This is a genomic window from Cognatilysobacter segetis (assembly GCF_004359965.1).
Taxonomy (GTDB): Bacteria; Pseudomonadota; Gammaproteobacteria; order Xanthomonadales; family Xanthomonadaceae; genus Cognatilysobacter; species Cognatilysobacter segetis.
In genome coordinates this window covers 19,263-42,536 of record NZ_SMRQ01000025.1, presented here as the reverse complement: position 1 = coordinate 42,536, position 23,274 = coordinate 19,263, and the positions used below count along the sequence as shown (strand labels likewise).

23 protein-coding genes are annotated in these 23,274 nt (G+C 70.7%); 12 read left to right on the top strand and 11 right to left on the bottom strand.

All coding sequences use genetic code 11. The features are described from left to right. Positions 1–1,080, bottom strand: a 1,080-nt coding sequence (locus E4F61_RS07275) for a YihY family inner membrane protein (RefSeq protein ID WP_133479011.1), incomplete at its 3' end; no start/stop codon positions are given. Positions 1,081–1,098: 18 nt separating this feature from the next. Here E4F61_RS07275 and wrbA point away from each other — a divergent pair. Genes wrbA through E4F61_RS07260 form a run of 3 tightly spaced genes read left to right on the top strand, consistent with a single transcriptional unit; the run spans position 1,099 to position 2,621 of the window. Beyond that, positions 1,099–1,758: an NAD(P)H:quinone oxidoreductase gene (gene wrbA / locus E4F61_RS07270; RefSeq protein WP_425480120.1), complete on the top strand. Its 660-nt coding sequence runs from the start codon at positions 1,099–1,101 to the stop codon at positions 1,756–1,758. Next, positions 1,755–2,081 carry a DUF2069 domain-containing protein gene (locus E4F61_RS07265; protein WP_133479009.1) on the top strand — a complete coding sequence of 109 codons (327 nt, stop codon included), beginning with the start codon at positions 1,755–1,757 and terminating at the stop codon, positions 2,079–2,081. The genes wrbA and E4F61_RS07265 overlap by 4 nt, the downstream gene beginning before the upstream one ends. A gap of 51 nt (positions 2,082–2,132) precedes the next feature. Further along, the gene (locus tag E4F61_RS07260) at positions 2,133–2,621 is read left to right on the top strand and encodes an asparaginase domain-containing protein (protein ID WP_133479008.1); all 489 of its coding nucleotides are present in this window, start codon (positions 2,133–2,135) and stop codon (positions 2,619–2,621) included. Positions 2,622–2,721: 100 nt separating this feature from the next. Here the strand turns inward: E4F61_RS07260 and E4F61_RS07255 are convergent, their stop codons facing one another. Together E4F61_RS07255 and sufT are read right to left on the bottom strand one after the other, a co-directional pair. Beyond that, positions 2,722–4,941, bottom strand: a complete 2,220-nt coding sequence (locus tag E4F61_RS07255; RefSeq protein WP_238382837.1) for a M4 family metallopeptidase — start codon at positions 4,939–4,941, stop codon at positions 2,722–2,724. Positions 4,942–5,415: 474 nt separating this feature from the next. Then, positions 5,416–5,973, bottom strand: a complete 558-nt coding sequence (gene sufT, locus E4F61_RS07250; protein WP_133479007.1) for a putative Fe-S cluster assembly protein SufT — start codon at positions 5,971–5,973, stop codon at positions 5,416–5,418. 99 nt (positions 5,974–6,072) lie between these two features. Here sufT and E4F61_RS07245 point away from each other — a divergent pair, with 99 nt between their 5' ends. Continuing rightward, complete coding sequence (locus tag E4F61_RS07245; protein ID WP_133479006.1) at positions 6,073–6,507, top strand: hypothetical protein; 435 nt, start codon at positions 6,073–6,075, stop codon at positions 6,505–6,507. Here E4F61_RS07245 and E4F61_RS07240 read toward each other — a convergent pair. After that, positions 6,473–7,900: an NAD(P)(+) transhydrogenase (Re/Si-specific) subunit beta gene (locus E4F61_RS07240; RefSeq protein ID WP_133479005.1), complete on the bottom strand. Its 1,428-nt coding sequence runs from the start codon at positions 7,898–7,900 to the stop codon at positions 6,473–6,475. The genes E4F61_RS07245 and E4F61_RS07240 overlap by 35 nt on opposite strands. Then, a complete protein-coding gene (locus tag E4F61_RS07235) occupies positions 7,897–8,196 on the bottom strand; it encodes an NAD(P) transhydrogenase subunit alpha part 2 (protein ID WP_133479004.1) in 300 nt (99 codons plus the stop codon). Before E4F61_RS07235 ends, E4F61_RS07240 begins: the two co-directional genes overlap by 4 nt. A 148-nt stretch (positions 8,197–8,344) precedes the next feature. Between E4F61_RS07235 and E4F61_RS07230 the strand changes: the two genes are divergently transcribed. Genes E4F61_RS07230 through E4F61_RS07215 form a run of 4 tightly spaced genes read left to right on the top strand, consistent with a single transcriptional unit; the run spans position 8,345 to position 10,109 of the window. Then, positions 8,345–8,755 (top strand): hypothetical protein, encoded by a 411-nt coding sequence (locus tag E4F61_RS07230; protein ID WP_133479003.1) that lies wholly within the window; start codon positions 8,345–8,347, stop codon positions 8,753–8,755. Next, the gene (locus E4F61_RS07225) at positions 8,752–9,309 is read left to right on the top strand and encodes an RNA polymerase sigma factor (protein WP_133479002.1); all 558 of its coding nucleotides are present in this window, start codon (positions 8,752–8,754) and stop codon (positions 9,307–9,309) included. Before E4F61_RS07230 ends, E4F61_RS07225 begins: the two co-directional genes overlap by 4 nt. Beyond that, complete coding sequence (locus E4F61_RS07220; RefSeq protein ID WP_133479001.1) at positions 9,306–9,689, top strand: hypothetical protein; 384 nt, start codon at positions 9,306–9,308, stop codon at positions 9,687–9,689. Before E4F61_RS07225 ends, E4F61_RS07220 begins: the two co-directional genes overlap by 4 nt. A 3-nt stretch (positions 9,690–9,692) precedes the next feature. Continuing rightward, the gene (locus tag E4F61_RS07215) at positions 9,693–10,109 is read left to right on the top strand and encodes a DUF3106 domain-containing protein (protein ID WP_133479000.1); all 417 of its coding nucleotides are present in this window, start codon (positions 9,693–9,695) and stop codon (positions 10,107–10,109) included. Between the two features lie 21 nt (positions 10,110–10,130). Here the strand turns inward: E4F61_RS07215 and E4F61_RS07210 are convergent, their stop codons facing one another. Continuing rightward, positions 10,131–11,246, bottom strand: coding sequence for an NAD(P) transhydrogenase subunit alpha (locus E4F61_RS07210; RefSeq protein ID WP_133478999.1), 1,116 nt, complete (start codon positions 11,244–11,246; stop codon positions 10,131–10,133). A gap of 225 nt (positions 11,247–11,471) precedes the next feature. Then, complete coding sequence (locus E4F61_RS07205) at positions 11,472–13,829, bottom strand: DUF1631 family protein (protein WP_162301440.1); 2,358 nt, start codon at positions 13,827–13,829, stop codon at positions 11,472–11,474. Between the two features lie 129 nt (positions 13,830–13,958). Between E4F61_RS07205 and E4F61_RS07200 the strand changes: the two genes are divergently transcribed. The 4 genes from E4F61_RS07200 to galE are packed head-to-tail and all read left to right on the top strand — an operon-like array spanning position 13,959 to position 17,100. After that, complete coding sequence (locus E4F61_RS07200; protein WP_162301439.1) at positions 13,959–14,537, top strand: nitroreductase family protein; 579 nt, start codon at positions 13,959–13,961, stop codon at positions 14,535–14,537. Then, complete coding sequence (locus E4F61_RS07195) at positions 14,537–15,478, top strand: 5'-3' exonuclease (protein WP_162301438.1); 942 nt, start codon at positions 14,537–14,539, stop codon at positions 15,476–15,478. The genes E4F61_RS07200 and E4F61_RS07195 overlap by 1 nt, the downstream gene beginning before the upstream one ends. 30 nt (positions 15,479–15,508) lie before the next feature. Continuing rightward, positions 15,509–16,096 (top strand): NUDIX hydrolase, encoded by a 588-nt coding sequence (locus E4F61_RS07190; RefSeq protein ID WP_133478995.1) that lies wholly within the window; start codon positions 15,509–15,511, stop codon positions 16,094–16,096. A gap of 32 nt (positions 16,097–16,128) precedes the next feature. Next, positions 16,129–17,100, top strand: coding sequence for a UDP-glucose 4-epimerase GalE (galE, locus tag E4F61_RS07185; RefSeq protein ID WP_133478994.1), 972 nt, complete (start codon positions 16,129–16,131; stop codon positions 17,098–17,100). Between the two features lie 60 nt (positions 17,101–17,160). Here galE and pip read toward each other — a convergent pair whose 3' ends face one another. The 4 genes from pip to E4F61_RS07165 all read right to left on the bottom strand — a co-directional run bounded on the left by pip (position 17,161) and on the right by E4F61_RS07165 (position 23,131). Then, positions 17,161–18,105, bottom strand: coding sequence for a prolyl aminopeptidase (gene pip, locus E4F61_RS07180; RefSeq protein WP_133478993.1), 945 nt, complete (start codon positions 18,103–18,105; stop codon positions 17,161–17,163). Between the two features lie 71 nt (positions 18,106–18,176). Beyond that, complete coding sequence (prmC, locus tag E4F61_RS07175; protein WP_133478992.1) at positions 18,177–18,992, bottom strand: peptide chain release factor N(5)-glutamine methyltransferase; 816 nt, start codon at positions 18,990–18,992, stop codon at positions 18,177–18,179. Positions 18,993–19,018: 26 nt separating this feature from the next. Continuing rightward, a complete protein-coding gene (locus E4F61_RS07170; RefSeq protein WP_133478991.1) occupies positions 19,019–20,239 on the bottom strand; it encodes a GGDEF domain-containing protein in 1,221 nt (406 codons plus the stop codon). Between the two features lie 207 nt (positions 20,240–20,446). Further along, positions 20,447–23,131, bottom strand: coding sequence for a M1 family metallopeptidase (locus tag E4F61_RS07165; RefSeq protein ID WP_133478990.1), 2,685 nt, complete (start codon positions 23,129–23,131; stop codon positions 20,447–20,449). Between the last annotated feature and the right edge of the window lie 143 nt (positions 23,132–23,274).

Genomic DNA, 23,274 nt, shown 5'->3' with positions numbered 1-23,274 from the left:
GTCGCGCGCGAGCAGCCATTCGCCGTCCTCCGCCCGCCGCACCACGTTGATCACGCACAGTTGCGCCAGCATCTGCTGCACCAGCGCGTCGGTCAGCATCGGCTCGTTGCGCAGGATGTCGTCGGCATGCAGCCCCTTGCCGGAATGGCGCGCCTCGTCGAAGCGGGCGAGCAGGCGCAGCAGGCCGTACATCTCGTAGCCGTTGGGCAGTCGCTGGCTCACCGGCTGGTACCGGAAGGCCGAGAGCGAGGCGGCGAACGACGCGCCGAGCAGGATCGCCAGCCAGCCGACGTAGATCCACAGCATGAAGATCGGAATGATCGCCAGCTGCTGGTAGATGCGCGCATAGCTGTTGAAGCTGCCGAGGTAGACGCCCATGCCCCATTTCGCGGCCTCGAAGCCGAACGTGGCGAGCAGCGCGCCCGACACGGCATGCCGCCACTTGACCGTGCGGTGCGGCACGACGCGGTAGATCGTCGCGAAGGCGGCCACCTCGATCATGATCGGCGCGAGCTGCAGCATCGCCGACTCGACAACGTGCCCGGCGCGCGTCGCGAACAGTGCCAGTGCGAAGAACCGCGCCGACAGGGCCAGGCTCGCCGCGGCCAGCACCGCGCCGAGCGTCAGCACGGTCCAGTACACGAGGAAGCGCCCGAGCTTCGGGCGCGCGGCTTTCACCCGCCAGATGTTGTTGAAGGTCGTCTCGACGCTCGTCAGCGTGACCAGCACGGAGACGACCAGCGCGACCACGCCGGTGGCGGTCAGCTTGCCCTTGTTCGCCGCGGCGGTCTGCAGCAGGTAATCCTGGGCCGAGCGCGCCGCGCCCGGCACGTAGTTGGAGAAGATGTAGTCGGCGAGCTGGCTCGAGAGCGGGCGCATGGCCTCGAAGGCCGAGAGCACCCCGAACACGACCATCGACAGCGGCACCAGCGCGAACAGCGTGGTGAAGGACAGCGCGCCCGCGGCCTGGAACAGCTCGTCGTCGAGGAAGCGCCGGCCGAGGAACCGGAAGAAGGCGATCGCCCGCGCGCGGTCGCGAAGGCGCGGGCTCAGCAGGCTGATCAGGTAGGGCAATTCCATCGCGGGGCAGCCTACCCGATCGACCGGCAGGCCGGCGTCGGCGCGGGGGCGGGCTATCCTGTCGCGCCTTCCGCCGCGGTGACTGCGATGCCCGACGTCCTGATCGTCTACTACAGCCGCAACGGGTCGGTGGCGCGCCTGGCGCGTCACGTGGCACGCGGCGTGGAGGAAGTCGACGGCATGCAGGCGCGACTGCGCACCGTGCCCCCGGTGGCGCCCGTCACCGCGACCGCCGCGCCCCCGGTGCCCGACGAGGGCGCGCCCTACGTCAAGGCCCGCGACCTGGAGGAATGCGTTGGCCTGCTGATCGGCAGCCCGACGCGCTTCGGCAACATGGCCGCGCCGCTCAAGCACTGGATCGACGGCCTCGGCGGCGACTGGGCGAGCGGCACGCTGGTCGGCCGGCCCGCGGGCGTGTTCACGTCGTCGTCGACGATGCACGGCGGCCAGGAGTCGACGCTGCTCTCGATGATGCTGCCCCTGCTCCACCATGGCTGCGTGATCGCCGGCATCCCGTACACCGAGCCGCGCCTGAGCACCACGCGCAGCGGCGGCACCCCCTATGGCGCGAGCCACGTCGCCGGCGTGCGCGACGACGCGACCGTCGACGACGACGAGGCCTACCTGGCGCGGGCGCTCGGCCGGCGCGTGGCGATGCTCGCGGGGAAGCTGGCATGAGCGCGCGGCAGTGGCTGGTGATCGCGCTGCTCGCCCTCGTCGTGCTGTTCGGCGCGTGGTTCGTGCCGCGTGGCGAGACCGCGGCGTTCGTCGTGTTCGGGTTGCCCGCACTGGCCTTCGCGTTCGCCGCGCTCCGGCGGCGCCGCACGGCGGGCTTCTGGTCGGGCGTCTTCGCGTTGCTGTGGTTCAGCCACGGCGTGATGGTGGCCTGGACGCGCCCGGACGAGCGCGGCTTCGCACTGGCGGAGGTCGCGTTGTCGCTGGTCGTCGTGGCGGTGGCGAGCCTGCCCGGCCTGCGCGCCCGCTTCGGCCGCCGTCGCTGAGCCATACGGGGCGCGGCCTATAATCCGCGTCCCGACACGCTGGACCGCGCCATGGATTCGCTCTGCATCGTCACCACCGGCGGGACGATCGACAAGATCTACTTCGACGACAAGTCGGACTTCCAGGTCGGCGAACCGCAGATCGGGCGCATCCTCGAGGAACTCGGCGTCGCGTTCCGCTTCAACGTGATCCCGATCCTGCGCAAGGATTCGCTGCACATCACCGACGCCGACCGCGAGCTGCTGCGCGCGACCATCGCCGCGCAACCGGCGCGGCACGTGCTGGTGACGCACGGCACCGACAGCATGGTGCAGACGGCCAACGTGCTGGCCGCGCTGACGGACAAGACGATCGTGCTGACCGGTGCGCTGAACCCCGCGCGCTTCCGCGGCTCGGATGCCGAGTTCAACATCGGCACCGCCGTCGGCGCGGTGCAGTGCCTGCCGCCCGGCGTGTACATCGCCATGAACGGGCGCATCTGGAACCCGTCGAAGGTGCGCAAGAACGTCGAAGCCAACCGCTTCGAAGCGCTCGACTGACGGCGCCCGCCGGCATCGCCGCAACGAAGAAGACCCCGGCTCGCGCCGGGGTCTTTCGTTGTGCGGGAAGCGCGCCGGGCGGACCCGGCGCGCGCCACCATCAGTTGATGGTGCCCTTCAGCGTGACACCCGAGTACGCCGCGTAGGCGCGGACGTTCACGTAGTACGTACCCGCCGTCGGCGCATTGAACGTGCAGGTCTCGGCATTGCCGCTCAGGTACGGACGGCAGCTGTACGAGCTGGTCGTCGGCGCCGAGCCGAGCTTGACGTACATGTCCGCGTCGCCGGTACCGCCGGAGATCGTGAACACGACGCTCGTCTTGCCCGCCGGCACGCTCAGCGTGTAGTTCGCCGACACGCCGCCGGACGCGACCGACGGCAGCGTGACCGGCACGCCGCTGGTCAGCACGGTGCCGCCACCACCGCCACCGCCGGTGGTGTAGCTGCCCTTGAGCGTGACGCCCGAGTACGCGGCGTACGCATGCAGCAGCACGTAGTACGTGCCCGCGGCCGGCGCGGCGATCGTGCAGGTCTCGGCCGTGGCGCTGCCTTCGGACTTGCAGGTGTAGCTCGTGGTGGTCGGGTTGGAGCCGGCCTTGACGTAGAGGTCGACGTCGCCCGAACCGCCCGACGTGGTGAAGGTCAGGTTCGAGGCGCCCGACGGCACCACCAGCGAGTAGTACTTGTCGCTGCCCGCGGCGCCCGAAATGTTGCTGATCGGCGTGCCGTTGGTCATCGACGTCGTACCGCCACCGCCGCCACCACCCGCGCAGCTCACGCCGACGCCGCTGAAAGCCGCCGTGACGTCGGCCTTGTTCAGGCCCAGGTCGGTCGCGGCCGTCTCGACGCCGCAGGCGCCGGAGTTGAACGTGCTGCTGGCCGTCCAGTACAGCGCGTTGGCGCGGGCGAACACCTTGAACGCCGTCGGCACGCTCCAGCCCGCCGTCTTCGACAGGGTGCAGAAGGCCTTGTTGTAGACGCCCGACGAGTTGTGCACGTCCATGCTGCTGGTGTAGTTCGCAGCGTTGTCGATCGACGCGCCATCGGCGGTCGGGTTGCACATGTAGCGCAGCGCGCCGGTCGACTTGAAGATCTCGGTGCCGACGTTGAGGTCGGCCGAACCCTTCCAGTAGTACTCGGTCGCCTCGCCGCCCATGTCGGAGAAGGCTTCGTTCATGCCGCCCGACTGGCCGGAGTAGGTCAGGTTCGAGTGCTGCTCGGTGAAGCCGTGCGAAACCTCGTGGCCGGCGACGTCGGCGCTGACCAGCGGATAGAACGTGCTGGCGCCGTCGCCGAACGACATCGTCGAGCCGTCCCAGAACGCGTTCTCGTAGCTCGACGAGTAGTGCACGCGCATGACCAGCTGGAAGCTCAGCGCGTTGTAGCCGGTGTACGCCGGGTACATGTTGGTGATCACGCCACCGAAGTAGTGCGCGTCGTTGATCGGCGAGTACGCGCCGTTGATGGCCTTGTAGGTGTTGCGCGGGCAGGTGTACGAGAACGCGGTGGTGCCGCTGGTGCCCCCGTTGAGGTTCACCGACTTCACGTTGGCGTTGTTCATCGTGCAGGTGCTGCCCGATTGCGTGACGTCGAGGTAGCCATAGCGGCCGCCCGAACCCCACTCGTACTGGCCGGTCTTGGCGTTGCCGCCCGGGCCGGTGCCGACCGCGGCGGTCGTCAGGCCTTCCCACTTCTTCAGCACCGTGCCGGTATCGGCATCAACGATGACGAACGGACGCGACGGCGCGCCGCCGTTGGCGTTGTCGGCGACGAACGACGTGACGTAGGCGCGGTGCGCGTGGCCCGCGTCGTCGACGTAGATCATCAGGTCCGACTTCTCGTTGCGCGTCTGCTTCGTGGTCAGGCTCTGGCCGAGGCCGACGCGCTTGCCGATGGCGAGCGCCTGGTCGCGCGAGAACTTCACCGCGCCCGCCGGCACTTCGGCGGCCAGGCCGTCGACCTTGCGGCCGAACATGTGCTTGATCGCGCCGCCCTTCTCGCTGACGACGATGCTCTCGCCGAACACCGGCACGCCGCGGAAGGTCTGCTGGTAGCGGTAGTGGGCAGTGCCGTCGCGGTCCTGCACGAAACCGATCTGGTTCAGCGCGGACAGCGAGTCGATGCCCAGCAGCTCGGCATGGCGCTCCTTGGCGACGGCGGCGACGCCGAGGGTCGCGGTCGCGGCCTGGTACTGCTGGCCGAGCTTGGCGACCGACACCTTGTGGAGGTCGGTACGGGTCGCGGCGCCCGCGCTGCCGGCGGCAAGCGCGACGACGAGCGGGGACAGCGCCATCAGATACAACGAACGGGAGTTCGACATCGGGACGAGATCCTTGAGGGAGGTGCGCCGGGTTGACGGCGAAGCGCCGGGGCTCTGGCGTTCTGGGAGCAACCCGGTCGGGGACGGGCGCGATCCATCCGCGCCCGACACCGACGTTGCAACCGCCGGCGCCGGATCGCACGCGATCGTCGAAAAAAATTTGGCCGGTCCGACCAGTGGTTTACGTTACGTAAACTTAGTCGTTGATTTTCAAGGACTTTCGGTCCGCGCTCCGCGTTGGGCGCCGTCCGGGACGATGGTCGGCTTACTGCAGCGCAGCAAGGAATTGCGTCAAAACCGTGTCCGGAAGCTCACTATTTACGCGTTAGGCCCGTCCAGCCGACGACCGCGCGTCGGCGCAGCGCGGTGGAAACGGGTCGGAGAGTCGTGCGCGAAGGCGGAGCGGGCCGGGGGCGGGCCTGGCGGGCGCGCGCAATCCAGGCATGGCGGCCGCGCCGCGAAGCGGCCGCGGGATCAGAGCATCCCGGTTTCGAGCCGGGCGACCTCGGACATCATCGAGCGGTTCCACGGCGGGTCGAAGACAAGCTCGACGTCCGCCTCGGCCACGGTCGGGATCAGCTCGACCTTGTCGCGCACGTCGGCCACGAGCACGTCGCCCATGCCGCATCCGGGCGCGGTGAGCGTCATCTCGATGTCGACGCGCCGCTCGCCCGGCCGCTCGGGATGGGGCAGCACGTCGACGCGGTAGACGAGCCCCAGCTCGACCACGTTGATCGGGATCTCCGGATCGAAACAGGTGCGCAGCTGCTGCCAGACGAGCTTCTCGACCGCCGCATCGTCCGCGCCTTCCGGCAGTTCGAGCGGCGCCGGCGGCTCCTTGCCGATCGCGTCGGCGTCGCGGCCCGCGATCCGGAACAGGTTGCCCTCGACGAAGACGGTGAAGCTGCCGCCCAGCGCCTGCGTGATGTAGCCGACGCTGCCGGCCGGCAGGGTGACGTCCTCGCCCTGCGGCACGAGCACGGCGGCGCAATCGCGCTCGAAGCGGACGGGTTCGCTGGATCGGGAATACATCGGCTGGAAGGCACCTCGTAACTCGGACCATTCTAGTCCAGTTTCATGGCCCGACCCTGTCCGGCAGCTATCCTGTGCGGCCGCTCGATGGATGCGCCCATGCCCCCTGCCCGACCCGCGCTCGCCTGGCTGCTGCTGCCCGTGGTCGTCGCCGGCTTCGCGGCGATCTGGACGCTCGCGGCGCTGTATTCGGGCCACCAGTGCTCGTTCATGGCGGTGGTCGGCGCGGTCGACGTGCTGTGGGTGCTGTCACTGGCGCCCGCGCTGCGCACCGGGCCGCGCGCGGCGGTGGCCACGGTCTCGACGCTGGTGCTGGTGCTGCTGGCCAACTGGGCGATCATCGCGATCAACGTCGGCGCGCCCCTCGGAACGGCGCCGCTGGAATCGATGGCCAAGCTGGGCCCGCACCACGCGCTGACGCTGGCGGGCCTCGCGAACAGCTGGGTGGATGCCATCTGGATCGCGCTCGCCGTCGGCGCCGCGATCGGCGGGCCCGTGATCAGTGCCCGCCGTCGAGTGCTTTCAGCTCGCTGACCAGCGCCGCCGCCATCTCGGCACCGTCGCCGAACAGCATCCGCGTGTTGTCGGCATAGAAGAGCGCGTTCTCGATGCCGGCGAAGCCGGTGCCGCGGCCGCGCTTGATGACCACCACGTTCTTCGCGTCGACGACGTCCAGGATCGGCATGCCGTAGATCGGGCTCGCCGGGTCGGTCTTGGCCACCGGGTTCACCACGTCGTTCGCCCCGATGACCAGCGCGACGTCGGTGTTCTTGAACTCCGGATTGATGTCGTCCATGTCGGCGATGAGGTCGTACGGCACGCCGGCTTCGGCGAGCAGCACGTTCATGTGGCCCGGCATGCGGCCCGCGACGGGATGGATGGCGAACTTCACCTTGACGCCGCGATCCATGAGCTTCTGCGTCAGCTCCCAGATCTTGTGCTGCGCCTGCGCGACGGCCATGCCGTAGCCCGGCACGATCACGACGCGCTCGGCATAGCCCATCAGCGCCGCGACATCGCCGGCTTCGATGGGCTTCTGGCTGCCGGTGATCTCCTTGGCTTCGCCGCCACCGCCGAACGAACCGAACAGCACGCCACTGATCGGGCGATTCATCGCCTTCGCCATCAGCCGCGTGAGCAACATGCCGGCGGCGCCGACCATGGTGCCGGCGATGATCAGCGCCTCGTTACCGAGCACGTAGCCTTCGAACGCCACCGCGAGGCCGGTGAACGCGTTGAACAGCGAGATCACGACCGGCATGTCGGCGCCGCCGATCGGCAGCGTCATCAGCACGCCGACCAGCAACGCGCCGACGAAGAACGCGACGATCGGCACCAGTCCGTACGAGGTACCGTCGACGTTGTGCCCGAGCCACAGGATCGCGAGCACGCCCGCGGCGAGCGTCGCGAGGAACAGCAGCGCGTTGAACGCCTGCTGGCCCGGGAACGTGTAGCGCTTGTCCATGCGCCCGTCGAGCTTCGCCCAGGCGACGACCGAGCCGGACAGCGAGATCGCGCCGATCAGCGCGCCGATCACCGCCAGCGCCACGGCCGTGCGCGACCCGGCCGGCTCGCCGGCATCGAGCCGCAGCAGCTCCACCGCGCCGATCGCCGCGGCCGAACCGCCGCCCATGCCGTTGTAGAGCGCGACCATCTGCGGCATGTCGGTGATGGCGACCTTCTTGCCGGACACCCACGCCGCGGCCGTGCCGATGACCAGCGCCAACACGATCAACGGCAGGTTGTGCAGCCCGGGCAGCAGGAACGTGGCAGCCGTCGCGATGAGCATGCCCGCGCCCGCCCAGCGGATCCCGCTGCGCGCGGTGACGGGCGAGGCCATGCGCTGCAGGCCCAGCAGGAACAGCGTGGCGGCGACCAGGTAGCTGACGGCGGCGACCAGCACGCGCGCATCGACCGCGCCGCTCACGCCTTCTTCTCCGGCTTCTTCGAGGCCTTGAACATGTCGAGCATCCGCTCGGTCACGACGTAGCCGCCCGCGGCGTTGCCCGCGCCCAGCAGCACGGCCACGAAGCCGATCGCCTTTTCGAGCGTCGTGTCGGCGTGCCCGAGCACCACGATCGCGCCGATCAGCACGATGCCGTGGATGAAGTTGCTGCCCGACATCAGCGGGGTGTGCAGGATCACCGGCACCCGCGAGATGATCACGTGGCCCGCGATCGCCGCGAGCATGAAGATGTACAGCGCCACCATCCCGTCCGCCATGCTCCCCTCCGTCATGCCCGTGGGGTCATCATAACGACGGCTGAACCCGGCGGTATCCGCGTCAACCGGGGCGGTTCCGGCGCGTTCCCTACCGTGCTGCGCAGTGCATCCCGGGACGCCGGGTCACCTCGACCAAGGAGAGACCGCCATGACCCGCCTCATCGCCTACGCACTGCCCGCCCTTCTTGCCCTGCTGCCGATGGCGCAGGCCCAGGCCGCGACCGACCGCGGCGACCGCGTCGAACACCGCCTGGATCGCCGCGGCGACCGCATCGACCGTCGCCTCGATGCGCGGGGCGCGCATCTGGACCGCCACTTCGACCGCAAGGGCGACCGCATCGAGCACCGCTTCGACGCGCGCGCCGCCCGCGCCGATGCCGCCGGCCACGAGCGCCTGGCCGACCGCCTGCGCCGCGACGGCGACCGGGCCGATGCCCGCTTCGACCGCAAGGGCGACCGCCTCGAGCAGCGATACGACCGCCGCGGCGATCGCATCGATGCGCGCCTGGACCGCAAGGGCGATCGTTTCGACCGCCGCTGGGATCGCCGCCACGGATGAATGCCTCGATGGCGCAGGCCCTGGCGACGCCGGGCGGGACCGATGAGCCGCAGACGCTCGATGCGTTCCTCGCATCCGTCTCGGCCCGTGCGTTCCGCTTCGCCGAACTGGGCCTGCGCCACCGCGAGGACGCACTCGACGCCGTGCAGGACGCGATGGTGAAGATGCTGGGCTACCAGCAGCGTCCGGCTTCGGAATGGACGCCGCTGTTCTGGAGCGTGCTGCGCAGCCGGATCATCGATCTGCAGCGCCGCCGCACGTTCCGCCTGAAGTGGCTGGCGCCACCGCCGGCGGACGACGAGGGACCGGTGGACTGGGCGGATCCGGGGCCGGATCCGTCGCGAACGCACGACTCGCGCGAGTCGTACGAGCGTCTCGCCATGGCCCTGCAGCGGTTGCCCGCGCGCCAGCGCGAGGCGTTCACGTTGCGGGTGCTGGAGGAACTGGACGTCGGCACGACCGCGCAGGTGATGGGCTGCAGCGAAGGCTCGGTCAAGACACATCTCTCGCGGGCGCGCGACGCCCTGCAGAAGCAACTGGAGGATTTCCGATGAGCCACGACGACGGATTCGATGCGCGCCTGCGCGGCGTCCATGCGCAGTCGCTGGACCAGCTGTCGCCACGCGTGCAGGCGCAGCTCGCGCAGCGCCGCCGCGCGGCGCTCCAGGGCGCCGCGCCGCGCCGGTCCCACGGGCTGCTGCCATGGGCCGGCATGGCCACGGCCGGGCTCGCGCTCGCGCTGGTCGTGCAACTGAGGCCACCGGCGTCGGCGCCGTCCGTGCAGACGCACGTGGCGACGTCCGCACGCCCGGCCGCGGCGGTCGATACGCGCATGGCGGCGCGCACCGATGTCGACGCGATCGCCCCCGACCTGTCCGAAGACCCCGAGTTCTACCTGTGGCTGGGCGACGTACGCCCGCCCAATGCGGAGTGACCCATGAAGTACCTGATGCCCCTCGCCTTCGCGTCCCTGCTCGCCGTCGCCGCGCCGTCGCAGGCGCAGTCCACGTCGGCGCTGCCCGACTGGGACCGCCTCACGCCCGCGCAACGCGAGCTGCTGATCGCGCCGATCCGCGATCGCTGGAACGCCAACCCCGCTTCGCGCGAACGCATGCTGTCGCACGCCACGCGCTGGAAGGCGATGACGCCCGAGCAGCGCGCCCAGGCGCGCCGTGGCATGTCGCGCTGGCAGGGCATGTCGCCGGCCGAGCGCGCGAAGGCGCAGGACGCGTTCAAGCGCTTCCGGCAGATGTCGCCCGAGGAGAAGAAGGCCATGCGCGAGAAGCTGCGGACGATGACGCCCGACCAGCGCCGCGAGTGGCTGAAATCGCAGTCCGTGCCCGCCGGTCGCTGACGCGCGCGGCGTCGCGGCCGCTCACGCGGCCGCGGCGGCCTCCACCGGCGCGCGCTCGGGCCACACGGTGCGCGCGAGCAGCTCGTCGCTCCAGTCGAACGTCAGCGCGCCCTGGTCGAGGAACAGGCTGACGAAGTTGAGCACGTTGCGCGCGTACATCTCGCTCGCGTGCACCGCGCCCATGCTGGCGAGGCCGAGCGGGCCGGCCACGGTGACGCCGCCAACGTCGACCGTCTCGCCCGGCACCGTCGCCTCGCAGTTGCCGCCGCTCTCGGCCGGCAGGTCGAGGATGACGCTGCCCGGCTTCATCCCGGCGACCATCGCCGACGTCACGATCTTCGGCGCCGGCCGGCCCGGCACCGCGGCCGTGCACACCACCACGTCGACCGAGCCGAGATGCGCGCCGAGGCGCTTCTGCTGCTCGGCGCGCTCGTCGTCGGTGAGTGCGCGCGCGTAGCCGCCCTCGCCCGCCGCACTGACACCGAGGTCGAGGACCCTGCCGCCCAGCGATTCGATCTGCTCGCGCGTTTCCGGGCGCACGTCGAACCCCTCGACCTGCGCACCCAGGCGCTTGGCGGTCGCGATGGCCTGCAGGCCCGCCACGCCGGCGCCGATCACCAGTACCTTCGCGGGTCGGATCGTGCCGGCCGCGGTCGTGAGCATCGGGAAGAAGCGCGGCGCCAGCGTGGCTGCGATCAGCACGGCCTTGTAGCCCGCCATGCCCGCCTGCGAACTCAGCACGTCCATCGACTGCGCGCGCGTGGTGCGCGGCAGGCGTTCGAGCGGGAAGGCGACGAGGCCGCGGTCGCGGATGCGCGCGGCGCGCGAGTCCGACGCCTGCGGCGCCAGCAGGCCGACCACGACCGCGCCCGGCTTCAGCGCGTCCAGCACGTCGTCCGGAGGCGATTGCACCGCCAGAAGCACGTCGCTGCCGGCGATGATGCCGGCGGGCGGCTGCGACGTCGCGCCGGCTTCCGCATAGGCGGCGTCGAGGAATCCCGCAGCCGCGCCGGCACCGGGCTCGACGACCACGCGTGCGCCGCGCGCCACCAGCTTCCGTACCGTCTCGGGCGTGGCGGCCACGCGCCGTTCGCCGGGCGCGCGCTCGCGCAGGATGCCGACCGTCACTGCCGTCATGCGAATGCTCCGTTAGGGCGTCGTCGCATCCTATGCCATGCCGCCGGGCGTGGGCGGCGCGCGATCCAGCGTCCGGTCGACGGCCCGATGGATCGCAGCGCGGTCGGAGGGCGATCGCGAACGGGCTTCGCGGGCGGCGTCGACGCACGCCGCGCCACGTGCGCCGGTTGCCAGAACGGAAAAGCCCCGCCGGAGCGGGGCTTTGTCTGCGACTCGACCAAGGCGTCAGCCCGCGCTGCGGATCTGCACCTTCAGTTGCTCCATCGCCGCCTCGAAAGGCGACTGCCCGGCCGCGATCACCAGCCGGCCATCGGCCGCCAGCACCGCCAGTTCCTCGACGCTCGCGGCGAGCACGCGCATGCCGCGACGGTTCACGAGCAGCAGGCGCGAGGTGAGCGGGCTCACCCACGCGACCTTCGCCGACACCGGCTCGCCCTGCGCGTCGGAGAGGCGCAGCCATGCGCCGACTTCGAGCGCGCGGATCTTCGCCACCCAGTGCGGATCGGCGTGCAGCGTGTCGGTGCCGCCGGCGAGCCAGAGGCGGCTCTCCTGTTCGGGCTCGTCGCGGACCGGCGGCGGCATCGGCCGCACGCGGCGCGAGGCATCCGGATCGGCCAGGCCGCGCACGATGCCCGCGAGCCCGTGGCTGGCCGCGGTGGCGTCGAGGCCCGACGAGGCGAGGCATTCGGTCAGCGGTTCCTCAAGCGCGAGCAGTTGGCGCACCAGCGCATCGCCCTGGGCGCGCGCCGCCAGACCGTCGGCGTCGGCGAGCGCATCGCCCATCGCGATCGCCTCGCGGAAACGCACCGAGTCCTCGCCGTCGCGCAGCAGCGTCTGCACCAGGTGGTGGCGCCACGGCGTGACCAGGAAATCGCCGACCGCCTGCGTGAGCGGCGTCTGCGCCAGTCGTCGCTGCAGCACGACGTCGGCGCGCATGCGCGCCTGACCGAGGCGCTCGCGGCCGTAGCTGGCCTTCGCCGCGCGCTGCTCCTGCAGCTCGACGCGGCGACGCTGCTGCGACAGCAGGTCCTCGAGTTCGGCGTAGGCCATCTCGAAGACCGACAGGTCCTCGTTGAACTCGGCCACGATGCGCTGCGACACGGCGGACGCACGTTCCAGAAGCTCGCGCTCCTGCGGCGTGCTGCCGTTGTTGTCCTCGCAGGCCTCGGTCAGCGCGTCGAGCAGGCGACGCGCCGGGTGCGAGCGTTCGACGAACATCGAATCGTCGGCGATGGCCACCTTCAGGTAAGGCAGCACGAGCCGAGCGTAGACGCGGCGGGCGCGGTCCTGCAGCGCGTGCGTGCGGAACAGCGACTCGAACAGGAGCGCGACCATGTCGACCGCGTCCTCGTCGTCCGCCGACAGCGCGGTGTATTCGGGATGCATGCCGAGGCGGCGCGCGCCTTCGGCGAGGTAGCCGCGGATCGCCTCGGAGAGCTTGCCGGTGGACCCGAGCGCGCGCGCGAAGATGTCCGGCGGCTCGGCCTGCAGGACCGACGCGATGCTGCTGAGTTCACGCGGCTGGAATTCGCGCAGCGTCGGCGACCCGCCATAGCCACCGCCGGCACCGGCCCCGAGCGGCGCACCGCCCATGCCGCCCGGCATGCCAGCGGCGCTGCCCGGATAACCGGGCATACCGAACGGCAGGCCGACCGGTGCTTGGGACAGCGAGCGCACGCCCCCGTGCTGGCGTTCCATCCGCCACAGGCGGAGCTGCTCGCGCAGCGGCTCGAGCTCGGTGGAATGCCGCTGCAGGCCATCGCCGATCGAACGGGCGAGCGGTGCCTGAGGCGGATAGTTCGGCGCCTGGGGCGCGAAGGACTGCGGCGCGAACGGCTGCGGCGCGGCGTACGCCGGAGCGACCGGCGGCGGCGCCTGCAGATACGGCGTCTCGATGACCGGCGGCGCAGCGGGCGCGGGCGCGGGCTCTTCGCGGTCGAACTTCGCGATCGCGGCCGGCGACCACGCACTCACGCCGTAACCGGCGCGGTTGAGCACGGCGCCGAGGTTCGGATAGAGCGCATCGAGCAACGGCACGAGCTGCTGCTGGAACTGGCGGAACAGCAGCCGTCCGAGCGGCTCGGACACGCCGGCGTTGCCGATCGCACCGATCAGCGTCGCGCAGAGGCGGCTCGGCGACACCGGGTTCGGCCCCGCGGGCACGCGCATGGCGAGCGCGAGCTCCTCCATCTGCGTGCGCATCGCCTGCAGCTGCGTTTGGTAACGCTTGTCCAGGATCTCGGTGAGCGCCTGGGCCTGCAGGTGCAGGTCGATCATTTCCTCATCGATCAGCCCGAGCGTCACGCCGGCGCGGATGAACGGGTTGCGGAATTCGTCGAAGCCCTGCGCGATCTGCTGCCGGAACGTCATCGTGTCGGACGCGCTGCGGGCGCGCAGCACGTTCAGGCCGGCGAGCTCGTGGTACGCGTCGGGGCCGGCTTCCGCGAGTTCGCGCTCGGCGCCGATGTACAGCACGGTCGGAAACGTTCCGAGCCGCTCCACCGCGAGCCGCTTCAGGGCCTCGAGCACGCGCGACGGATCCAGGCGCGAGTCGTTTCCTTCATCGGGGAACTGGCTGATCACGGTGCGGCTCCTGCAGTGTCGCTGCTGACGCAGGTTCGACTGGAAAGGCAGCATAGTGGCAATGTGCGTCACTTCCTGCCTTTTCGCATCGATCTGTGAGCCATGTCCCAAGCGACTGAAACGGGGCCGATGAACGGCCGAAACACCGCGCTGGACGTGCTCGATGCACGACGTTCGGTACCTGCCATGCAGTTGTGTGAACCCGGTCCCGATCCGGAGCAGCTGCTGCGGATGCTCCGCTCGGCGGTGCGTGTTCCCGATCACGGAAAGCGGGTGCCCTGGCGCTTCATCCGCATCGCGGGCGAGGCCCGCGCCGCGCTTGGCGACCGCCTGGCCGCGCGCAGCCGCGAGCGCGACCCGCAGGCCAGCGATGCCGCCGTCGAGAAGGATCGCCAGCGCTTCCAGCACGCTCCGCTGGTGCTCACGGTGGTGGCGGACCAGGGCGAGGATCCGAAGATCCCGGCCAGTGAGCGTCTGCTCAGCGCGGGCTGCGTATGCTTCGCGCTGCTCCAGGCCGCGCAGGCCCTTGGTTTCGGCGCCACCTGGCTGACCGGCTGGGCCGCCTACGATCCCGAGATCCGCCGCCTGCTGGGCGTGGCCGACGACGAGGTCGTGGCCGGCTTCATCCACATCGGATCGATGCGCCAGTCCGTGCCCGAGCGCGACCGGCCCGATCCCTCGCTGCTGCTGACCGACTGGATTCCCTGATGACCGACGCGTCGACGACGCCCCGCACCGTCTACCTCGTCGACGCGAGCGTGTACGTGTTCCGTGCCTGGCACTCGATGCCCAACGAGTTCACCGACGCCGAGGGCTGGCCGACTAATGCCGTCCACGGCTTCGCGCGCTTCCTGCTGGAGCTGCTGGAGCGCACGTCGCCCGAGCACATCGTGGTGGCGTTCGACGACGCGCTCGACACCTGCTTCCGCAACCGGCTATACCCCGCCTACAAGGCCAATCGCGACCCGGCGCCGGACGACCTCAAGCGCCAGTTCGCCGCCTGCCGCGAGCTCTGCGTCGCGATGGGCATGACCGTGCTCGCGCATACCGATTACGAGGCCGACGACCTGATCGGCAGCGCGCTGCATGCCGCCCGCGCGCACGGCTTCCGCGGCGTGATCGTGTCGGCCGACAAGGATCTCTCGCAGCTGCTGGGCGATCACGACGAGCAGTGGGACTACGCGCGCGGCCAGCGCTGGGGCGCGGCCGGCGTGCCGGCACGCCACGGCGTGCGGGCCGACCAGATCGCCGACTACCTCGCGCTCACCGGCGACGCGATCGACAACATCCCGGGCGTGCCCGGCATCGGGGCCAAGACGGCCGCCGCGCTGCTCGCGCATTTCGGCACGCTCGACGACGTGCTGCGGCGCGTCGAGGAAGTCCCTTACGTGTCGTCGATCCGCGGCGCCGCGCGTGCCGCGCAGCAGCTGCGCACGCATCGCGAGCAGGCGCTGCTGTGCCGCGAGCTCGCGACGATCGTGCTGCATGCGCCCTGCGAAGGCGCCGACGTGCATTTCCGTCGCGGCGAGCCGCGCCGCCAGCCGCTGCTGGATCTCTGCGAGCGGCTGCGCTTCGGGCCGCTCACGCGACGTCGCATCCACGCCGCCTGCGGAATCGATTTCATGCCCGCCGCATCCGCCGCGGTCTAGCATGGCGACCGGATCCGCCGCCCGCCGCCCATGACCGACGATCGCCACGCACCGCTCACCACGCTCCACGAAGGCAAGTGGCTCCGGCTCGTGCAGCGCGGCCGCTGGGAGTACGCGGAGCGCGTGCACGGCCAGGGCATGGCGGTGATCATCATCGCGGCCACGCCCGACGACGAGGTGCTGTTCGTCGAGCAGTTCCGCGTCCCGTTGGGCCGCAGGACCATCGAGATGCCGGCCGGACTCGTCGGCGACGAGCGCGACGACGACACCCTGGCCGAGGCCGCGCGGCGCGAACTGGTCGAGGAGACCGGCTGGGAAGCGTCGAAGGTGGACGTGTTGCTGGTCGGGCCGACGTCGTCGGGCATGAGCAGCGAGCGCATCGCGTTCGTGCGCGCCACCGGCCTGCGCCGCGTCGGCGAAGGCGGCGGCACCGAGGACGAGCAGATCACAGTGCACCACGTGCCGCGCGCCGAAGCGCCGGCCTGGCTGATGCGCAAGCACGCGGAAGGCTACGAGGTCGACCTCAAGCTCTGGGGCGGGTTGTGGATGCTCGATCGCGAGCCCGACGGCCGACCCATCGACGCATCTTCGCAACGGGCTGACGACGCCGCCGCCTAGAATCGCGCTCCCCACACGGAAGCGACTCCTCCATGCACATCCTGGTCTGCGGCGGCGCCGGTTACGTCGGCTCGCATGCCTGCCTCGCGCTTGCGCGCGCCGGCCACGACGTCACCGTGCTCGACAACATGCTCACCGGCCACCGCGAGGCGGTGCGCTGGGGCCGGCTGGTCGACGCCGACATCCTCAGGCCTGAAACGCTGGACGCCGCATTCGATCGCAAGGTCGACGCCGTCATGCACTTCTGCGCGCGCTCACTGGTCGGCGAATCCGTCACCGACCCCTACGCCTACTACCAGAACAATGTCACGGGCACGATCAACATGCTGGAGGCGATGAAACGCCACGGCGTCGACCGCCTGGTGTTCTCGTCGACCGCCGCGGTGTTCGGCAACCCCGTCACCGACGTGATCGACGAGGACCACCCGAAGAATCCGATCAATCCGTATGGCGCGTCGAAGCTGATGGTGGAGCGGATCCTTGCCGACGCGGCCAACGCCTACGGCCTGCGCTCGGTCGCGCTGCGCTATTTCAACGCGGCCGGCGCGGCCGCCGACGAAGGCATCGGCGAATCGCATGAGCCGGAGACGCACCTCATCCCGAATGCGCTCAAGGCGGCGGCCGGCGAAGGCGCGGGCCTCAAGGTGTTCGGCAACGACTACCCCCCGCCCGACGGCACCTGCGTGCGCGACTACGTGCACGTGCTCGACCTCGCCGATGCGCACCTGCGCGCGCTGGACTGGATGGACCGCGAGTCCGGCGCGCACCGCTTCAACCTCGGCAACGGCAACGGATTCTCCGTGCTGGAAGTGATCGAGGCCGCGCGCAAGGTATCCGGCCGCGACATTCCCTACGAAGTCGCCGCCCGTCGCGCGGGCGATCCGCCGGTGCTCGTGGCCTCGAGCGGCCTCGCGCGCGAGAAGCTGGGCTGGACGCCGAAGTTCGACCGGATCGAGCCGATCATCGAAACCGCCTGGGCCTGGCACCGCGCGCCGGCCTACTGAGCCGGCCCGCGCGAAAAAAAGGCGAGCCGCGGCTCGCCTTTTTCGTTCCTTACGCCCGCATCAGCCCGCGAAGCGATCCGCCGCGCTCACCAGTGCGTCGATGTTCTCGACCTCGAAGGCCGAGTGGCCCGAGGCCGGAGAGATCACCAGCTCCGCCTGCGGGAGCGCCTGCTTGAGGTCCCAGGCGTTCTGCACCGGGCAGACCACGTCGTAGCGGCCGTGCACGATGAAGGTCGGGATGTGCGCGATGCGCGGGGCATCGCGCAACAACTGGTCATCGACCTCGAAGAAGCCTCCGTGCACGAAGTAGTGGTTCTCGATGCGTGCGAACGCGAGCGCGAACTCCGGCTCGTCATGCGCGGCGGTGAACGCCGGGTCGTAGTGCAGGAACGAGGTCGCGCCTTCCCAGACGCTCCAGGCGCGCGCAGCGGCCAGCCGCGTGGGCGCATCGTCGCTGGTCAGGCGGCGATGGAAGGCGCCGATCAGGTCGTGGCGCTCGCCCGGCGGGATCGCCGCGAGGTACTGCTGCCAGGCTTCGGGGAACAGCCGCGACGCGCCTTCCTGGTAGAACCATTCGAGCTCCCAGCGGCGCAGCATAAAGATGCCGCGGAGCACGAGTTCGGTGACGCGGTGCGGATGCGTCTGCGCGTAGGCGAGCGCGAGCGTGGAACCCCACGAGCCGCCGAATACCTGCCAGCGCTCGATGCCGAGCTTCTCGCGAAGCGTTTCGATGTCGGCGACGAGGTGCCACGTCGTGTTGTCGACGAGGTCGGCATGCGGCGTCGAGCGGCCGGATCCGCGCTGGTCGAATAGCACGATGCGGTACTTCGACGGGTCATGGAACTGCCGCATCTTCGGACTGCACCCGCCGCCGGGGCCCCCGTGCAGGATCACCACCGGCTTGCCGTCCGGATTGCCGCACTGTTCCCAGTAGAGCGTGTGGCGGTCGTCGACCTGCAGCATGCCGCTGTCGAACGGTTCGATCTCGGGATAGAGGCTGCGCATGGGCGACGGTCTTTGTGCGGGGAAACGGGAAGTCTAGGCCGGCGGTCGGCCGAGCCGCACCGTCCCGTTGGTCATGGTGCGCGACCGAGCGTGACGCGATCGCGATCCTCGAGGTCGCGCGCGGTCGACACGTCGCGCAGGCCGGCGCCCGCCAGCAGCGCGCGCACGGCTTCGCCCTGGTCGAAGCCATGCTCGACGAGCAGCCAACCGCCGCGCCGAAGGTGCGCGCGCGCGCCGGCTGCGAGGATGCGGATGGCGTCCAGCCCGTCCACGCCGGACGCGAGCGCCGTCGGCGGCTCGTGGCGCAGGTCGCCGCGCGCGAGGTGCGGATCGCCTTCGGCGATGTAGGGCGGGTTGCTGGCGATCAGGTCGAACTGCGCACCCGCCAGCGGCGCGTACCAGTCGCCCAGCAGGAACCTCACGCGGTCGAGGCCGAGTCGCGCGGCATTGCAGCGGGCGACGCTGAGCGCATCGGCGCTGGCGTCGGTGGCGACCACGCGCGCGGCCGGCCGTTCCTTCGCTACCGCCAGCGCGATCGCGCCGCTGCCGGTGCCGAGGTCGGCGACGTCGACGGCGCCCGGCGGCAGCCGCTCGAGCACGAGTTCCACCAGAAGTTCGGTTTCCGGCCGCGGGATCAGGGTGGCGGGGCCGACGTCGAGATCGAACGTCCAGAAACCGCGCCGCCCGACGAGGTAGGCCACCGGCTCGCCCGCCACGCGCCGATCGACGAGCCGGCGGAATTCGGCCTGCAGCGCGTCGTCGGCGGTGTCGTCGCCGTGCGCGAACAGCCAGGCCGGTGAGTGGCCGAGCACGTGCGCGAGCAGCAGCTCGGCCTCGCCGCCGTCCAGTCGGGCGCGTGCCTCGCGCAGCAGCGCGTCGATCCGCATGCGGCGGCTCCGGCGGGAAGGGATCGCTATGGTAGATCGAGCGCTTCGGCCACGTTCGGCGCGCGCGCGTCCGGCGCCGGCGGCGACATCGCGAACACGCGGTCGCGCCCTTCGTCCTTCGCGCGGTAGAGCGCGGTGTCGGCGCGGCGCATCGCCATCTCCCAGTCCTCGCGGCCACGCGCCAGTTCGGTCACGCCGAAGCTCGCCGTGACCTGTCGGCCGATCGCCGGAACGGGCGCGTCCGACACCGCCAGCCGCAGCCGCTCGGCGACGGCCACGGCGTCGTCGAGCAGGGTGGACGGCAACAGGATGAGGAACTCCTCGCCGCCGAGGCGGAACGCGGTGTCGACATCGCGCAGCGCGAGCGCGATGCGCGCGGCGGTCTCGCAGATGACGTCGTCGCCGGCCCCGTGGCCGTAGGTGTCGTTGACGGCCTTGAATCCGTCGATGTCGAGCATGACCAGCGACAGCGGCGTGCCGTAGCGCTCGCAACGCGCCTGCTCGCGCGCCGCATGCTCGAACAGCGAGCGGCGGTTGAACAGGCCGGTCAGCGGGTCGCGGTGCACCAGTCGGCGCAGCTCCACTTCCTTGCCGCGGAACATCAGCAATGCCAGCGCCAGCGTGAGCACGTAGACGAACACCAGGCTGACGAGGAAGAACAGGATCTGGAAGGGATCGTTGACGAACGAGGTCGTCAGCCCGTGGGTCACCGCGCTGTAGACGAAGCGCAGCGCCAGGAACGCCCCGTTGAAGAAAAACACGCAGGCGGCCAGGCGCTGGAACTGGCGTTCGCCGCGCGCCCGCCACAGCGTGACGCCCGAAGCGAAGTCGAGCGCAAGGTAGAACCCGGACAGCACCAGCACGCGCGTACGCAGGTCGGCGGTCATGTCCAGCCAGACGTTGCCGACCACCATCAGCGCGGCGGAGACGGCGAGCAGCGGGACGAGGTGCGTGGGTCGCCCGAGGTGCGCGCGCACGCCGGCCAGCAGCAGGACGTGCATCGTCGTGATCAGCGCGTTGGCGACGGTTAGCGCGACCGGCGCCGACACGCCCATGCCCACGGTCAGGAACAGGTGCCCGAGCTGGTAGCCGAGCCCGAAGGTCAGCCCCGCGAGGCCCCAGTAGGCGAGCGCCACGCTGCGCATGCCGGCCAGGCGGATGCCCGCCATCGTCGCGGCGAGCAGGAAGCCCGCCAGCCCGGTGACGAACGCCAGCGTCGCGGTGTCCAGTTGGCGGATGAGCTCCATCGTCGGCCCCGAAGTCCGTCCTGCGCCATGCAAATCCCGCGCCGCCGACCGGCGGGATCGCGTGGTCGGGACCGGCAAGGGGCACGGCGGGCGACACGGTAACGCCCGGGTGACGCCGCGGGTCAGCAGGACGACGAGCGGTCGACCCGGGGTGCCCGGAAACGACGACGGGCGGCCGGAGCCGCCCGTCGCAGGCCTTCGACCGCGTCAGCGCGCGACGAAGTCGAGCGGCATCCCGGCGCGGGCCTTCTGCTGGGCGGCGCAGAGCCGGATGGCCTCCACCGTCTGCTCGAGCTCGCGCGGACCGCCTTCCACCTTTTCCATCCGCGGCTCGAACTTCGCCACCAGCGCGTCGGCCTCGGCATCGCTGCACATGCCCGCCGCGTAGACGCCGACCAGCGCGGCGCCCGCCGGGGCGAGGCGCGCCTCGAGCTCGGCGAAATGGGCGTCCGTCCAGGCACGCAGTGCGGTGCGCCCCGCCGCGTTGTCGAGCTGGCCGCCCACCGCCGGGAAGATCTCGTTCCGGCGCAGCAGGCCCTTCTCGAACACCAGCGCACGCGAACGCTCGTCGAGCGCCGGGTTGTGCGTGGCGCTCATCGCGGCCAGCAGCTCGCTGCGCAGGATGGCGTCCTGGCTGGCGCGGAACTGCTTCTCGGCCACGTCGAACGCGGCGGCGCCGCCTTCCTGCAGGGCCACGACGAGCGCGGTGTCGCGCAGGTCCTTGGCCACGGCGTCGGCATGCAGCTGGCCGTCGCTGTCCAGGCCGAGCACCTGGCGGCCGACGCGGTTCATCTCCTTGCGGACCGCCGGATCCTTCAGCTCGGTCGCGAAGAAGTCGACGAGCGAGCTGCGCAGCAGCGCGTCGTCATCCGATTCGCCCGCCTTCGGAGCGAGGCCCAGCGACGTCAGCCGCGGGCGGTAGATCGCCGCGACCTTCGAATGGAACGCGTCGCGCGCCTTCTCGTCGGACAGCAGGTGTTCGCTCATCCAGCCCGTCGCGCCCATGCCGGCGGTGGCGGTCTGGCGAACGTTGGCGCTCGCGAACCGCGGCAGTGCCGCGAGCAGCTGCGACGGCGTCACGGTACCGGCGCCGTAGGCGGCGGTCACGGAGTCGGCGGCCATGCGCTGCTCGCGCTCGTCGAGCGAGGCGAAGGCGTCGTTGAGCGAGGCCTGCAGCTTCGGCGACAGCGCGAAGCGGTAGTAGCCCGCGCCGTAGCCGTTGGGCATCACCCACGTCGGGCAGCTCGTGGCCTGGGCGAGCTCAACGCGCGATCTGGCGCCGGTGACCAGCGACTTCTGCTCGCGCACGGTCGTGCCGTCGGCGTAGCGGATCGTCATCGGAATGCCCCAGGCCTGGTCGGCCTTGGCGGTCGAGCCGATCGGCACGTAGCGCTGCTGCGTGATGTCCAGCGCCGGCACCTTGCCCGAGCAGTCCAGGTTCACCGTCACGTACGGCACGCCCGGCTGGTCGATGAAGCTGAAGAACGCCTTCGACACCGCGGCCGGATCGTCGCTCTGCGCGGCGACGGCGTTGATGAGGTCCGCGCTGGTGGCGTTGCCGCGCGCGTGCGCCTTCAGGTAGTTGCGGATGCCCTGGCGGAACTTCTCCTCGCCGATGTAGCGCTCGAACATCGCGAGCGTGGCGCCGCCCTTCTGGTAGGTGATGCCGTCGAACGCGGATTCCACGTCGCGGTAGTCGCGGATCGGCTCGTGGATGCGGCGCGTGGAGGCGAGGCTGTCGGCGCCCATCGCGCCGATCGCGCCTTCCAGCAGGCCGCGGTCGGTATGCGCCTGCGGCTGCACCTGCCCGTGGATCTTGTTGCCCATCCAGGTGGCGAAGCCTTCGTTGAGCCAGAGGTCGTCCCACCAGCGCATGGTGACGAGATCGCCGAACCACTGGTGCGCGAGCTCGTGCGCGCTGGTGCCGAAGAACGACTGGCGGCGGCCGACCGACGAGGTCTCGTCGGGGAACATCAGCGAATCGCGGTACGCGATCAGGCCCGGGTTCTCCATCGCGCCCGCCCAGAAATCCGGCGCCGCGAGGTTGTCGAGCTTGTCGAACGGATAGGGGATGCCGAAGTAGTTCTCCAGCGCGGTGACGATCTCGGGCGTGTGCGCCAGCGAGTACTTCATGCGGCCGCCCTGCCCGTTCGCCGCCACGCCGCGCAGGCGGATCGGCGCCGTGCGCGACCCGTTCGGCGCGATGGCCGGTCCGGTGACGACGTCCCACGGCCCCACCGCGAACGCGACGAGATAGCTGGGGATCGCCTCGGTGCGGTTGAACGTGACCTTCTTCCAGCCGCCCGGCAGGTTCTCGGTCTTGTCCTCCATCGCATTGGCGACGGCGACGTCGTCCTGCGGCACCACCAGGGTGATTTCCCACGGCTGCTTGAAGCTGGGCTCGTCGAACGACGGGAACGCCGTGCGCGCGCCGAGCGGTTCCATCTGCGTCATGACGTAATCGCGGCCGTCGGGCTTGACCTTGTAGGCGCCCTGCAGCTGGCCGTAGGGCGCGTCGAAGGCGATGTCGAAGCTCGCCTTGCCGGCCGGCAGCGGCGTCCTGGACACCAGCTTGAGCACGCCGGACGGGTCGACCTCGCTCACCGTCAGCGGGATCTTCCTGCGGCCCACGGTCGCCTGCGCGCTGCGGATGGTCAGCCCGCGGCCGTGCATCCACACCGTGTCGGTCGGTTCGGCGACGTCCGCGTCGATGCGCGTGGTGCCGGACATGCCGGCCTGCTTCGGGTCGATCTTCAGCTCGAGCCGGACCAGCGACGGCACGACCGTGCGCGGCAGCGGGCCGGTGGGAACGGGCGTGTCGGCGGCCTGCGCGGCGCCGGCGGCGGCCAGCGAAAGCGCGAGGGCGAGGACATGGCGGCGCGGTCGGATCATCTGGGGTTCCCCTGGGCGAATCCCCGAGCCTAAGCGGCGGGGGCGATTCCGTACGTATGTCGAAAGTCCCGGATGGCCACGCCAACTGCCCCTTCTTTGATAAGCAGCAGCTATGAATATGATCGCGGCAATCGATTTGATGG